This is a genomic window from Halobaculum limi, assembly GCF_029490015.1.
Classification (GTDB): Archaea; Halobacteriota; Halobacteria; order Halobacteriales; family Haloferacaceae; genus Halobaculum; species Halobaculum limi.
In genome coordinates, this window is sequence record NZ_CP120469.1 from 326,791 (window position 1) to 340,722 (window position 13,932).

Annotated in this window: 10 protein-coding genes; 2 read left to right on the plus strand and 8 right to left on the minus strand. The window is 65.0% G+C overall.

The features are described from left to right. Window positions 1–95 precede the first annotated feature (95 nt). The 6 genes from P0D77_RS17170 to P0D77_RS17195 all read right to left on the minus strand — a co-directional run bounded on the left by P0D77_RS17170 (window position 96) and on the right by P0D77_RS17195 (window position 9,946). The gene (locus tag P0D77_RS17170; RefSeq protein ID WP_277555941.1) at window positions 96–3,158 is read right to left on the minus strand and encodes a PAS domain S-box protein; all 3,063 of its coding nucleotides are present in this window, start codon (window positions 3,156–3,158) and stop codon (window positions 96–98) included. Between the two features lie 165 nt (window positions 3,159–3,323). Next, on the minus strand, window positions 3,324–4,286 hold the full coding sequence (locus P0D77_RS17175) for an NAD-dependent epimerase/dehydratase family protein (RefSeq protein ID WP_277555942.1): 963 nt from the start codon (window positions 4,284–4,286) through the stop codon (window positions 3,324–3,326). Window positions 4,287–4,486: 200 nt separating this feature from the next. Further along, window positions 4,487–5,962, minus strand: a complete 1,476-nt coding sequence (locus P0D77_RS17180) for a flippase (RefSeq protein WP_277555943.1) — start codon at window positions 5,960–5,962, stop codon at window positions 4,487–4,489. A gap of 3 nt (window positions 5,963–5,965) precedes the next feature. After that, window positions 5,966–7,837 carry a hypothetical protein gene (locus tag P0D77_RS17185; RefSeq protein ID WP_277555944.1) on the minus strand — a complete coding sequence of 624 codons (1,872 nt, stop codon included), beginning with the start codon at window positions 7,835–7,837 and terminating at the stop codon, window positions 5,966–5,968. A gap of 130 nt (window positions 7,838–7,967) precedes the next feature. Further along, the gene (locus P0D77_RS17190; protein WP_277555945.1) at window positions 7,968–8,933 is read right to left on the minus strand and encodes a glycosyltransferase; all 966 of its coding nucleotides are present in this window, start codon (window positions 8,931–8,933) and stop codon (window positions 7,968–7,970) included. A gap of 5 nt (window positions 8,934–8,938) precedes the next feature. Continuing rightward, window positions 8,939–9,946, minus strand: a complete 1,008-nt coding sequence (locus tag P0D77_RS17195; protein WP_277555947.1) for a GNAT family N-acetyltransferase — start codon at window positions 9,944–9,946, stop codon at window positions 8,939–8,941. A 200-nt stretch (window positions 9,947–10,146) separates the two neighbouring features. Here P0D77_RS17195 and P0D77_RS17200 point away from each other — a divergent pair, with 200 nt between their 5' ends. Together P0D77_RS17200 and P0D77_RS17205 are read left to right on the plus strand one after the other, a co-directional pair. Next, the gene (locus tag P0D77_RS17200) at window positions 10,147–11,157 is read left to right on the plus strand and encodes a lysylphosphatidylglycerol synthase domain-containing protein (protein WP_277555948.1); all 1,011 of its coding nucleotides are present in this window, start codon (window positions 10,147–10,149) and stop codon (window positions 11,155–11,157) included. A gap of 57 nt (window positions 11,158–11,214) precedes the next feature. Continuing rightward, entirely contained in the window at window positions 11,215–11,892 is a 678-nt protein-coding gene (locus P0D77_RS17205) for a hypothetical protein (protein ID WP_277555950.1), read from the plus strand. A gap of 11 nt (window positions 11,893–11,903) precedes the next feature. On the opposite strand, the gene P0D77_RS17210 is transcribed toward P0D77_RS17205, so the two are convergent. Continuing rightward, complete coding sequence (locus tag P0D77_RS17210; protein WP_277555951.1) at window positions 11,904–12,902, minus strand: polysaccharide deacetylase family protein; 999 nt, start codon at window positions 12,900–12,902, stop codon at window positions 11,904–11,906. After that, window positions 12,899–13,930, minus strand: coding sequence for a DUF354 domain-containing protein (locus P0D77_RS17215; RefSeq protein ID WP_277555952.1), 1,032 nt, complete (start codon window positions 13,928–13,930; stop codon window positions 12,899–12,901). Before P0D77_RS17215 ends, P0D77_RS17210 begins: the two co-directional genes overlap by 4 nt. Window positions 13,931–13,932: the final 2 nt, after the last annotated feature.

The window sequence follows — 13,932 nt, forward strand, 5'->3', positions numbered from 1 at the left end:
ACATCAGGTGCCTGAGTCACCTATTGTATGCTGAGAAGCGTTGTAGTAGACGGCGTACACCCCTCACGCGCGAGAAACAGGAATGACCAGCCAGTCTACCTAGTAGCGGTCTGCAGTTCGAGGACGACCATCGACCCGGGACCGTCGGTCTGTTCGCGGAGGAGGCGGCCGTCGTGTGCTTCGGCGAGCCATCGGGTGAGCCACAAGCCCAGCCCGCTGGCGTGCGTGAGTTGAGATATCTCCTGACCACCGGTGATGACGGACCACTCCGATGCCGGGATGCCAGGACCGTTGTCAGTGAACCGAACGCAAGTGGTGTCCCCGCCGTCGTCGTGACCTATCACGTCGACGTGGAGACGAGCGTCCGACCTGGCATTGTGTTCGATGGCATTCTCGACGAGTTCGACGAACGCCCTGCGTACATCGACGTCCTGGTTCCGCTGGACGTACACCTCGTGTGGAACATCGGCGGTTATCTCGGCGTCGGGGAACCGTGAGCGCTGGGCTTCGATCACCCGCGCGAGCGACCGCGAGAGATTGACTTGTTCCATCTTACGGCCGCGCGTGCCGAGCACTTGTTCGATCCGCTTGGCCTTCTCGCTGAGCGTCGTTGCCTTCCGCGCCTTCTCGGTGAGGACGCGCGCGCTTGACCCGAGGTCGGCGTCGTCGATAGACTCCGCAATGTGTTCGCCGATGCCCATCACGACGTTGAGGTCGTTTCGGAGGTTGTGCCGGAGGACGCGGTTGAGGATCTGGAGGTACCGCTCGCGCTCACGCTGTTCGGTGATGTCAGTGTACACTGCGAACGCGCACTCGGTCTCATCGTGCGTGTATGGGATACCCCTAAGCAGGAAGTCGAGGCGTCCCTGTTCGGTCGACCGCTGAACCTCCGCGCCGAACTGTGCCCCGACACGGACGGCCTCGTCGAACTCGTGTGCGGCCTCGAGCAACTCGCGCGGAACGATCAGATCGTTGATGCTCGCACCGTGGACCTCGTCTGTGCTGAGGCCGAAGACGGACTCGAACGCTGGGTTCGCGTACTCGACGATGGGGTCGCCGTCGACGAATCGGATATCTGCGATGGGGTCAGGGAGGTTCTCGAACAGTTCGCGGAAGCGGTCGCGCTCGTGTCGCAGGTCGGTTCGCGTCTCCGCGAGTTTTGTGATGTCTGTGAGTCTGCCGGCGACGACGCCCGTCTGGCGTGATTCGTCGACACTTGACACCTCGACCTCGACGGGTGTGAGATCACTCTCTGCGTCTTGGATCCACGTCTCGACAGTGTGGCTCGTACCGGGAGGTGCAGTTCGGAGGTCCGCGAGGACTGCCTCGACCCGGTCGTCGTCGACGTTCGCGACGACCGACGAGAGCGCCACGCCATCGGTGAGCGTCGATCCGCTTTGGACGCTCGCTTCCATCTCGCCGGTGACAAACGTGAATCGCCCAGCTTCGTCAAGCAAGAACGCCTTCTCGTCGACGTGATCGACGATGCGTTTGAGCCGCCGCATCTCGCTTTGCTGGTCGATGCGGTCGAACGCGCTCGTGGCCGCTCGTGCGAGGAGTTTGACGAGGGCGGCGTCTTCGCTGTCGAAGGCATCAACCTCTGAAGAACCAACACCAAGCGTTCCGTGGTCTCCGAGCGGGAGGATCATCCCGGAGTTGGCCGGGCCGTAGTCGCGGTCATTGATCGAGCCGAGGTTGTCGACAATCACTGGTTCGCCGGTCTGGAAGGCACGCCCGGAGGGACCGACAGCGTCGTCGACCGGCGGGTACGGGTCGGCCGTCAGCTCGAGCAGGCCTGATTCGTAGGCGGGGACAAGTCGCCCGGTCTCGGGGTCGTGGAGTCTGATGATGCTCAGGTCGTGGCCAAACACGCGCTGGACGGATCTAACCAGCGACTCCAGCAACTCGTTGAGGTCTCTAGCCTGTTGGAAGTCGCGCGTCGTCTCGACGAGCGTGTTCAGCGTCTGCTCGCGTCGTTTACGCTTCGTCACGTCGCGCTGGAACCCGGTGAAGTTGACCACGTCCCCGTCCGCATCGAAGATTGGGGCGAGGACCACCTCGTTCCAGAACACCCTCCCGTCGGCGCGGTAGTTTCGGAGTTCCACCTCGGTCGACCCCTCGTGTTCGACGGCGGTTCGGAGTCGATCGATCGCCGCCTCGTCGGTGTCTTCGCCCTGTAGGAACCGACAGTTACGACCGATAACGCGCTGTGAATGGTAGCCTGTTATTTCCTCGAACTTGTTGTTGGCGTACACGATGGGGTTTCCGTCTTTATTCGGGTCGGTGATCGTGATGCCAATGGGAGCGGTGTCGATAGCACGCGTCTTCAAAACCAGTTCCCGTTCGCGTTCCTTCCGCTCGGTAATGTCCCTGAAGTACACCGAGAGCCCACTTTCGCTCGGGTAGGCGGCCACGGAGAAGTCCCGGCCGATAGGCTCGTAGTGTTCCTCGAGTGAGACGGTCTCTTGCGTCTCCATCGCCTCTGTGAACTCCTCGTAGAACGCCGATTCGAGTGCTTCAGGTGCGTGGTCGATGAGTGTCTCCCCGATGAGTGAGGAGGCCTCGTCGTCGATGTGCATCAGGTCCCGAAGGGTCTGTTCACCAAACTGGTTCGTGTACGTCACCTCCCAGTTGGTGGTGATGGCGAAGAAGCCGTCGCTGACGCGGTCGAGCGTCCGTCGGAGGTCGTCGCGGGCGGCGACGAGTTCCCGTTCGGAGGGGTCGTCTGTGTCGCTATCAGGGGCTGTTGGCCCGACTTTGGTGTTGTCCGCGACTGAAGGCGCTCGCTGGGAGAGAGCGGCGGCATTTTCCTCAGTATAGTCAACGTGTGCGTCGAGCCGACTCACAGCGAGTCGATGTCGAACCGCTCCGTCAACGATGGGAAGAATCTCGGTCGCACCGGCGTCGAGTGGCGCATCCGCGTCCGCGGAACGACACGCAGCGAACACAGCGCCATCGGGGACAGCGGCACGTAGTCGTCGGATCACGGCGGTTGCGTCGGTCATCGGAGGATCGTGAACGCATACGAGACAGTCCACGTCACCGCCGGCGAGACGGGCGACCGCATCCGACTCCGATCCCGTCGTCTGCACGGAGAGGAGGTCGCGAGTGCGGTCAGGGAACAGCGAGCGAATCGACGCGGCGTCGTAACCCCTCACCTCGACAGCGAGCGCACGTGTAGAGTATGAGGGCGTGGTGGAGGGCATTTCTCGAAGGCGCACGCTACAGATACAAGAAACTGTGCGCAGATAAAGTCCTCAAAATGACACGTTCAGGGCACAACGCGGGGGGATAGCACCTACCGTGCGGCATTTGACCGTCGGTCAGTGCTCGGCGTCGAACAGGTCTGCGAGCCCGGTTTCGAGGTCGATGCTCGCCTCGAATCCCAATTGCTCGCGCGACTTCGTGGTGTCACACTGACTGCGGTCGATATCGGCCGGTCGTGGGTCAATATGGACCACACCGCCGGTGGAGCCAGACACCTCTACGATTGTGTCGGCGAGTTCGCGGATAGTGACGCTCTCGCCGGTACCAATGTTGAACGCCTCGCCAGAGTGGTCGGTCGTCGCCGCCGCGAGATTGGCGCGGACGACGTCGGCGACGTGAATGAAATCCCGGGTTTGCGAGCCGTCTCCTTCGACAGTGAGCGGGTCGTTCGCGGCCGCTTGGTCCATAAACGTCTTGATGACGCCCGCGTAGTCACCTCCCGACTGTCCGGGGCCGTATACATTGAAGTACCGCAGCGCGACCGTCTCCAGGTCGTATAGGCGGTTGTAGACGCGTGCGTAGTGGTCGATGGCGAGTTTGTCCGTCGCGTATGGCGACGTGGGTTCGGTCGGGTGTGTCTCGTCGATAGGGATAGTCTCGGGGCTGCCGAAGATTGCGACGCTGGAGGCCAACACCACTCGGGCATCGACCTCACGGGCGGCGTCGAACACCGCGAGCGTCCCTGCGACGTTGATCCGGTTGCTCTCTGCAGGCTGTTCGACCGACGCGGGCACGCTCACCAGTCCGGCCTGGTGGAAAACGAGGTCGACTTCGTCCATCGCCTCCTTGAGCAGCTCCGTGTCGAGGAGGTCACCAGCGTACAGGCCTGCGCCTGTGGGGACCTTCCTTTCTTCCCCCGTCGAGAGATCATCAAGGATGCGAACCTCGTTGTCGTCGACGAGTGCGCGAGCGATGTGGCTCCCGATGAATCCCGCACCGCCGGTGACAAGTACTGTCTGGCCGGCGATGTCGTGGTCGATGTCAGCGGTGTCGGTGACGGCAGTATATCCTGTACTCATAATAACGAGGTCCTCGAGTCTGTCATTTGTTATACGGTTCCTGTATTGACATCCTCCCCATCCTAAAGGGCGAGGATTCTCGACCACGTTGGGATGTTACGTTTCGCGGTTCGCGACCTTGTTCTCGTGGGGTAAAATCACCCTCACTACGGTCGAACAGGTACTCCGAATACTGGTCGCGTCAGCGATTGCGACGGTGCTCATCCGAGGAACTTCGCTACCTCTCGCGGATTAAGGACGCCACCAACGACTGACAGCATTCCCCACACCAGTATCCCGAGTATGATTGCACCGAACAGCGTCAGCAGTCCGGAAACATACGGGAGCGCGAGCGCCACCGCGACGGCCATCCCGACGGTGACGAGACAGACGACACCGAGTGCGCGGACGACCCGCGACAGCACGATGGACAGTTCCTGGTTGATGAAGTAGACGTTCGCCAGCGTGTAGACAGTGTAGGTGATGACCGTCGCGAGCGCTGCTCCAGTCACACCGAAGATGGGGATGAGCAGGAGGTTGAGGATGACGTTCGCGATGGCCATCGCTGTCTTAATCACTGCGCGCGACCGGGCACGTCCGAGATAGTCGAGACCATCGCTAGTCACCTTGTTCACTGCGTTGACGAGGATGAACCCGCCGTACACCTGCACGACGGGCACTGCGCCGAGGTACGCCGCACCGAAGATGTACTCGATCATCGGGCGAGCGACCAGCGCCAGTCCCGTGACTGCTGGCACGTACGCAAGTAGCACGTAGGTCAGCGAGCGCTCGTACATCCGCGCAGCCCGGTCGGTCTCGCCGCTGGCTTGCTGTTCGCCCAGCGCCGGCGAGATGGTGAAGCCGAACGAAGAGGCGGGCATCGACACGAAATCCGACACCTGCTTGGCGATGGTGTAGAACCCGACGGCGGTCATATCGAGCAATGCGCCGACAATGAGCACGTCCACCTTCTTGTCGAGGACGTTCGCGCCGCGTGTGGCCGTAAGTGGGATCGAATAGCCGAGGATCCGACGCGAGATGTTGGGATCTGGGTCGGGATCCTCCTCGAGTTTCGAGTAGAGTCGCCAGTAGAGCAACACGCCGCCGACGAGGGCGGCAACGACGTAGCCGACGACGTAGCCGGCAAGTGCGCCGACGACGCCAAAGCCGATGGCGACGAACCCGACGACAAACACGACCCGAGCGACGCCCATCACGACGCGGACGACCCCGCTCCACTCGATACGGTTGAACGCACGGAGGAGCTCGCGGCTGTACTGCGTCATCGCCATCGCAGCGATGTAGAACACGCCGATTGCGAGGAACGGGATGAGCGTCTCCTGGCCGATGAGTCGAGCGACCGGTTCGCCGAAGACGAGAATCGCGCCCCCGACGACGACGGACAGCGCGATCATAAACGTCAGCGAGCGACGGACGACGATGGGGACAAGGCCGGGATTCGACCCAGAGAACTCGTTGATGTAGCGCCCGGCAGATTTGGGCACGCCGAGCGTCGCGAGAATGGCAAGGACGCTGAGCGCCGCCAGAGCGAAATTGAGCGTACCGTACTCCTCGGGCGTGAGCAGCACCCGTGTCAACAGGACGATGAGGGCGGCGTTCGCCAACATATCGAACATATTGGCCGCGAACGTCGCCTTGACGCCGCTACTGATCCGCTTTGCGAGCGATTGTGCCACGGGTTATTCCTCCGTCGTCTCCGGGTCAAAGCGGATGAGGTACAGGTCGAACCCGTCGTTCGACCGGATACGGTTCACCGTCGACGTAGTCTCGAGTTTGTCGAACCCCTCCTGAGTGTAGCGGAAGCCGTCGTACAGCGTCACCTCGCGGTCGTATGACGCCCCGGTGATCGCGAGATACCGCGTCTCGTCGAACTCGCTGTCGTACTCTGCGCCGACGAACGTCTCACCGGTCACACCTCGCTCGTACCCGGGGAAGTCGAGCGTGAAGCGGGCGTACTGTGTGCCGTAGTAGTAATCGACGTAGCGCTGTGGCCCGCCGCGCAGGCCGGTGAACGGCACCTCTGCCTGCCGGTGCTCGAAGGAGGCGCTGTACCCGTCCAACTGCGTGCTGGGGACGTGGCCTGTCGGCTGGTACATGTACGGCGAGGCGTGGTAGCCGATGGCGGCAACCGGCGCGAGCACCAGCAACAACACGAGTACCCCCACTTTCAGCGACCCGTCGGGTAGTCGGGTTGGGGTTGCGTCGGCGATGATCGCGAGTCCGGCCGCGCCGAGGACAGTGATGAACACCATCATCAATCCCTGGTAGCGGAAGTACATATCGCCGGCACCGATGACGAACACGACGCCGAACACGCCGGCCAGCGGGACCAACGCGATGGTGAGGTAGCGAACCGACGCGTCCGTCCACGAGTCGCGGAGTCGACCGGTGAAACCGGAGGCGATGACGATGCCCGCCACCAGCGACAGCACCGTGCCGGCGATGAACAGTTTCACGAACAGGATCGGGATGCTCCCCCCGACGCCCGACAGCGAGGTCGCCGCCGACGTGACCTCGGTCCCCGCCGACGTCTCGCCGCCGAAGAGGCTGCCGAAGGTGAACGAGATGGTCCCGACCGCACGGTCAAACCGGGGCGTCCACAGGAGGAACAGCGCTGCGATGATCCCCGTCTGGACGCCGAGCCATCGGTGGCTGGCGATGGGTTTGTCAGCCGCGCGAGCCCGGTAGATCAACTGCAGGACGGTGATCGCCAAGAAGACGAGCGCGATGTTGAGCGCCTGCTGCGGGTGGATGAGCACGACCGCCGCAGACACCACGACGAGGAGCGCACCGACGCCAGAGACGCGCGAGCGACCACCATCGGTGACGGTCGGCGACGTTGGCGCGTCCGCACTGGTCGTCGAGGCGACCTTGTCCAGTGAGGGCGCGAATACGTAACTGAGCGCCAACAAGACGGCGACTGGTGCGAACAAGATCGCCTGACTCGTTGGGTGTGCCGCGGGGTGGACGCTGATATTGTTGACCGGGACGAACAGCAACGCCGCCGCGAGGCCCAGTGGGTACGCGAGACGTGCGCCGGTGACTAGTCTGACCAATAGCGGGACGGTCAGGAGGAACACCAACGGGAAGGCCAGCGAGACGGTGTACTCCATCGCGAGCGTGAGCGGAACACCGCTCACCGCGGAGATGACGACCGAGATGCTGTGGATGCCGGGGTAGAGGAGGTCTGTCGGCGAGAAGACGCCGGCGGCGATCTCGCGTGCCCACCCGAGGTGCGTCAGCGCGTCACCTGCTCCGTAGTAGCGGTAGCCCCGTATTACGGGCATCCCCGTCAGGACGACGCCGCTCGATCCGAGGAGGAGTAACGCGGCGTGGTGGAACCGACCGTTCCGGTCGGTCCCGACGGCCACGACGAGGCCGAGTACCGCCGCGAGACCGAGTCCGATCCACGTCGCCTGCGGCGTCGCCGCGTAGATGTCAAGTTCGTACCCCGTCGCCGGTGCACCGTGTGCCGTCCACACCGCAACGAGCAGCCCAATGAAGCCGGCGAGGAGTCCGACTCCGACCGCGCGGCGTTGTAATGATCCCATGGACACTTCTCACCAATTGCCCTGTGTCGTCCCGGTTCGGGGATTGTTATACAGCGTATATCCGTCGACTCTGGGGTGAGATTGGTCGTTCACGATGTCCTACCCCCGTGGAAGAATCGGTAGCCGTTGATCATCGAAGCACCTCCTCGTACACCTCGCGGTAGCGACGACCGGTCGCCTCCGCGCCGACGCGTTCGGCGGCCGCACGGCCGTCAGAGCGCTCACCTGCCTCTAGCGCCGTGGCGACGCCGTCAACCAGGTCGTCGTCGGTCGTGGCGACGCGCGACAGCGAGACACCCGCGAGTCGTTCGGGCACGTCGCCGACGTCCGTCGAGACGACCGGCAGGTTGCACGCGAGCGCTTCCTTCACCGCGTTCGGTGACCCTTCCCGTTGGGAAGTGAGCAGGAGGACGTCCGCCGCGTTGTAGTACAGCGGCATCCGCTCGTGCGGTTCACCTGTCACAGTGTGGAGTTCGACGGGACCGTCAATCAAGTCGCGAACGCGGTCGACCACGCGCTGTGCGCGGGGGTAGTCTTTCACGCCGCGACCCGGCGGGTACGGGAACAGGACGTGGTGGACACCCTCCGCCCAGCCGAGTTCGGCACGAGCCTCGTCGGTCGGCATCGGTTTGAACACATCCAAATCGACGCCGTGCGGGATGACATAACACGGCTGGTCGAGTTCCTCGGCCATCCGCTCCGACATCACGATAACCGCGTCGGCGTGACGGGCGCACGCTTTCGTGAGCCAGCCATACTGGCCCATCAGATCCGTCCCCCACAGTGAGAGGACGACTGGGAGGCGCAGTTGCGCCAGCGCGTGGGGTGCGGTCAACCCGTAGTTGGCGTGGACAAGATCGTACTCGCCGAACGACTGCCGGACGACCTGTGGGAGGAATCGAGCGTAGTCGGTCACGCTCCTGCTCTCAGTCGATCCGTCGTCGTAGCCGTGGTGTCCGGGCACCGCCATCGTCGTCTCCTCGACCCCAAGATTAGCGAGCGTCGCCCGTTGCTGTCGGAAGAAGCGCGAGCGCTCGCTGGGAACGAGGTTCAACACGCGTATCGTCGCCGGTCGCTCGTCTGTCACTGCCTGCATCGGCGTCACCGACTCATCAGCCGGTAGGCTTTCTTCGCCGCACGCATCCCGGTGCCAGCCGACTCGACCGTGTAGTAGGTGACCAACTCCGCGCCGAACTTACTCTTGTACTGACAGAGGCGCTCGGTGTTCGCGCCCATCAGGTCGTAGGTGTGAACCGACTCGAGCGGTTCGCCCGCGGCGATGTCTTTGATGATCTGCCAGTGGAGGTAGCTGTTGACGGTCGTGCCGTCCAGCGTCGCGATTGCGCCGCCGAGCCAGAAGTAGGCGGCGTCGTTGGAGTACAGCGCGATGATGCCGCTGACGAACTCGCCGTCGTCGTCGCGAACGACGTACGGGCGACAGCGGTCGACCGTCGAGAGCGCGTCCGTCAGGTCGCGGACGTACGGCCACGTCATCGTGAACGGGCGGTCTTGCTCCTCGTAGCGGGTGCGTGCCTGTTCGTATATCTCGCGGATCTCCGGTCGACCGCCGACTTCGACGGTGATGCCTGCGTCTTCGGCGTCGCGAATCTCGCGACGGAGACTCTTCGAGAACGACGAGAGGAGGACGTCGGGGTCCTCGTCGACGGCGAGGTGGTAGGTGAACGACGGCTCCATCGACAGTTCCGACCAGCCAAACGGCCGGGGGTCGGGGTAGCTAGTCGGACACACCATCCGGAACAGCGTCGTCGACCCGCCGACGCCGAGTTCGTCGAGCAGTTGCTCGGTGAACGTCCCGTTGACCTGCTCGCGTTTGCGTTGCTTGGGGCTGGCGGGCATCACGAGGGGGCCGAGTCGCGGGACGCCGAACCCCGGCGGGGGCGACATCACCGCGGTTCCCAGCGCCTGTTCGCGGACGAACACCGGCGCGAGGCCGACCGGTCGCTCGCCTTTGAACGCGCCGTACAGTCGAAGGTCCCCTCGGGCGTGAGCATCGAGCGCGTCGAGGGCCTCGGGCGTGTGAAACACCTCGAAGCCGGTCGCAGGTAGCGCGTCGCTCCACTCGTCGAGAGACAGCCGTCGGATCTCCATGTGCTGAGAGAGGGACCTGACGAGCGGATTGTTATAGGGCCGCTACCCCTCGACTCCGACCGCGAGTCGACCGATTCGGGCGTCGGCGGGAGAGTGGCGTAGCGGGAGTAGACAGCGTCGTAGGGGCTGAGATCCGCCGGATCGACGGGGGTTCGATACGCATCGGAGGTGTTATTCGCACGTGGCCGACGAATCGGGGTGTGCGACGGTCCGTTCGGTTCGCCGTTGGCGCGGTACTCGGAGTCGGGGCGCTCGCGGCGTACCTCCTGTACGTCGGTCCACAGCAGGTGTTCGACCGCGCGACGGGCGTGGCGCTGTGGGCGGTGGCAGTCGTCGCGGTCCTCGTCGTCTGTGAGGCGGTCGTCGACGGCGTCGGCGTGTGGGCGTCGATCAAGCCGCTGAACGGGGGGCTCTCCCCACGCCGCAGCGTCGAGTTCGCGCTGGCGGGTGACTTCTTCGACGTGTTCAGTCCGGCGGGGCCGGTGAGTTCCGAGCCGATTATGGCGCGCTTCTTCAGCGTCGAGACCGGCACCGACTACAGCGAGGCGTTGGGCGTCCGCGGCGTCGCCAAGTACGTGAAGTCGGGCGCACAACTGCTCGTCTCAACCCTCCTCGTCGGCGTCCTCCTCGTGGGTGGGCAGTCGCCCACGTTCGTTCTCGTGACAGTCGGCGGTGCAGTCGCCGCGTTGGGACTCGTCGGCGCGGTCGTCGTCGTCGGGCGCGACCCGCTGAACACGGGACTCGTCGCGGTCGCGACGCCCGTCGTCGGCGTCGTCTCCAGTCTCTACCGCGAGGAGCCACACGGTCGGGCGGTCGTCGAGCGTGCGGTGTCGCGCTTTTGGGAGCGTGCGCTGTACTTCCGAGAGGCACCAGGCCTGGTCGGACTGATCGCCGTCGGCGGCGTCCTCGAACAACTCCTGACCGCCGGAGCGCTGTGGGTCGCACTGGCCGGAACGGGCGAGACCGTGGTACTGATCGCACTCGTCGCGCTCGTCCCGTTTCCGCAGGCGGCGAGCGTCGTGCCGATTCCGGGCAGCCTCGGCGCGTACGACGTGCTCTTGGCGGGGGCGTTGACCGTCGTGGCGGGCGTGCCGACCGCGAACGCCGCCGCAGCCGTCCTCGTCGTCAGGACGCTCGGCCTCCTCACCTCGCTGGGCGTCGGCGGCGTCGCTGCCGCGTTCCTGCGCGGGTGGACGCCCGGCGGCGACTGATCGACTGCCGCAGGTCGGAAGGCGAACGGTTATCTCGGTCGCCGTGTCGCGGAGGGTATGTCACTCATCGAGGACGGCGTCCTGGGCGTCCACATCGTCGCTGGCTTTCTCGCGTTGGGCGCCGGCGCCGGCGCGGCGCTGACCACCAAGGGCGGGCGTCGCCACCGACGGTTCGGTCGAGTCTACGTGTACGCGATGGCGGTCGTCTCCACGACGGCGCTCGGCCTCCTCACCATCGAGCAGAGCGTCGGTCGGATCGTCCTCGGTCTGATCGCGGTGTTCAGTTTCTACTTCGCGTTCTCGGGCTACCGCGTCTTGTCGCGAAAACGAGCCATCGACACCCCCGGGACCGCGGACTGGGTCGGTCTCGCGGCGTTCGTCGCGTCCGCCGTGGGGATGCTCGGAGCGGGCGCGTGGTTCCTCCTCACCGGCGTCACCTTCGGGACCGTCCTGGTGGTGTTCGGCGTCATCGCGCTCGTGTTCGCCCGAGCGGACGTCGTGGCGTTCCGAGCGTCCGACCTCGACCCACGGGCGTGGTTCTTCGAGCACATCCGGCGGATGGGCGGCGCGTACATCGCCACCATCTCGGCGTTCACGGTCGTGAACGCGACGTTTCTGCCGACCGTCGCGCGGTGGTTGCTCCCGACCGTGGTCGGTACGCTCGCCATCTGGTACGTCTCTCGGCAGTACCGGCAAGGAAGTGCAACGAACAGACCGACCGAAACCGTAGATTGACCCGAGCGGCGTCAGTGACTCGGCGCGTCGAGCGTCCCGTTCGACTCGGCCGAGCGCCACCACGAGGGGTCGTCGAGCGACAGTTCCTCGTAGAAGTGGCCGGGCGACCCGACCCACGCACCGAGTTCGAGCGCTCGCTCGATGAGGCGGCGGTAGATGCGGTCGTGGCCGGGGAACTCTTCGGGGGCGAAGTGGCGGAGGTGCCACAGCACGGACATCACTGCGCCGTTCTCCTTCGCCTCTTGTAAGAGCGACTCACACACCGCCCACGCGGCGTCGAAGTCCTCGTCGGGGTCGGGGATGGACTGCTCCATAATCGTCAGCGGGAACACGACGAACTCGTCGCCGAACGGGCGGCGGATGCCGTACCCGTGGTGGAAGCCGTACTCCGCGCTCGTCCCCAGGCTGGCGTCGTACTGGAGGCCGATAGCCCGTTGGTGTTCCCAGGTGTCGGGCGTTCGGAGGTTGAGGTAGTGCTGCCTGCCGCCTGAGACGGAGTGGCCGAGGACGTCCTCGACGGTCGCCTTCTCGCTGCGGAGACGGCCGCGGTCGTCGAAGGAGTCGTACGACCCGTGGAGGCCCACCTCCCACCCGCCGTCGTCGAGGGCGGCGATGGCCTCGCGGATCGCGGGGTCGGTCGGGTCGTAACGCCCGGCGTACAGTTGCCAGCCGCGCATCGACAGCCAGTCTCGCACGGGGCGGTCCCGAAAGAGGTTCTGCTCGCGCAGGATGTAACACGCCGAGCGGACGCCCAGGTCCGCCTCGAGTTCCATTAGGTCCTCGAAGCGCCAGTAGGGGTTACGGCCTGGCAGCAACGTCGAGAGGTGGTACCGACGGCGCTGTGGCTGTGTCAGTGCGTAGAACAGCGACTGATACGTCTTGTACGGCCGGTCGATGTCGTGGGTGAGCAGCAGACTGAACTCGTAGCCATCGGGCACCGGGCGCTGTTCGGGTGGTTCCCGGCCGTTCGGCCAGGTGAGGTCATCGTTGCCGGGTGGGGCGTCGCTCATTCGCCGGCGACCTCCGCGGCGAGTTCGGTCATAAACGCGGTGACGTCGACCTTCTCACCGAGCAGTTTCCGACGGCGACTCCGCCAGCGCGACCCGGCGTCGGGGTCGGCCGCGAGGTCGACCGCGCGTTCGATCACCGCACGCTCATCGGTCAGTGACTCGACGAGGCCGTACTCCGCGAGCGTCTCGAAGTTGCCCATCTGGGAGTCGTACGGGTCGTAGCGGACGGAGGGGGTCGCCAACAGCGCCGCCTCCGTCGCCATCGTCCCGGAGTCGCCGACGTAGCCGTCCGCGAACGCCAACAGGTCGTGCATCGCGTCGGCCGCGACGGGCGCGGCGTATGCCGCCAGGTCGTCCGGTAGCGGCGCTTCGCTGGTGATGTACACCGCGCCGTGTTCGGATAGACGGTCGACGAGTTCGCGGATACCCTCGGGCGAGAACCCCGCCGTGCCGCTGTCGTGGTGAGCGCTCCACTCGACGAGGCGGACGACCGTGTACGGTTCGTCGGGGTCGACGCCCGCGTCGGTCAGCCGAATGGGGTCGGGGTCGAACCGGGCCGGGTGGAGGTACGCGAGTTCGTGGTAGCCCTCATACCGGAGTTGGTTGTCGCCCACGTCGCGAGCGAACTCTGCAGGCGTGCAGACGACCTCCGCGAACGGCGTCGTGACGCGGTCGAGGAGGCCGGCCTGCTCGGTGTCGTGGAAGATGACGTTCGGCGCGTCGACGAGTTTCGAGACGTACGCCGCTGTGGGATTCAGCCTGCTGAGCACCACGTCGGGGTCGAACGACGCCGCGAGTCGGAGGAGGCGCGCGCCGCGACCCGTCCACTCGCGGGCGGCGTCGACAGCGCCGCTCCCCTTGCTCGACAGCGGCGTGTGCTCGATGCCGTAGGCGTCGAGCAAGTCGGTCGTCACGTCTTTCTCGCGACTCGCGACGCGGACCTCGTGGCCGTGGCGCTCGAACTCACCGATCGCGTTGCGGAACAGGTGGACGTGCGCCGGGTGGCTCACGTCGACGAGGACGCGCATCT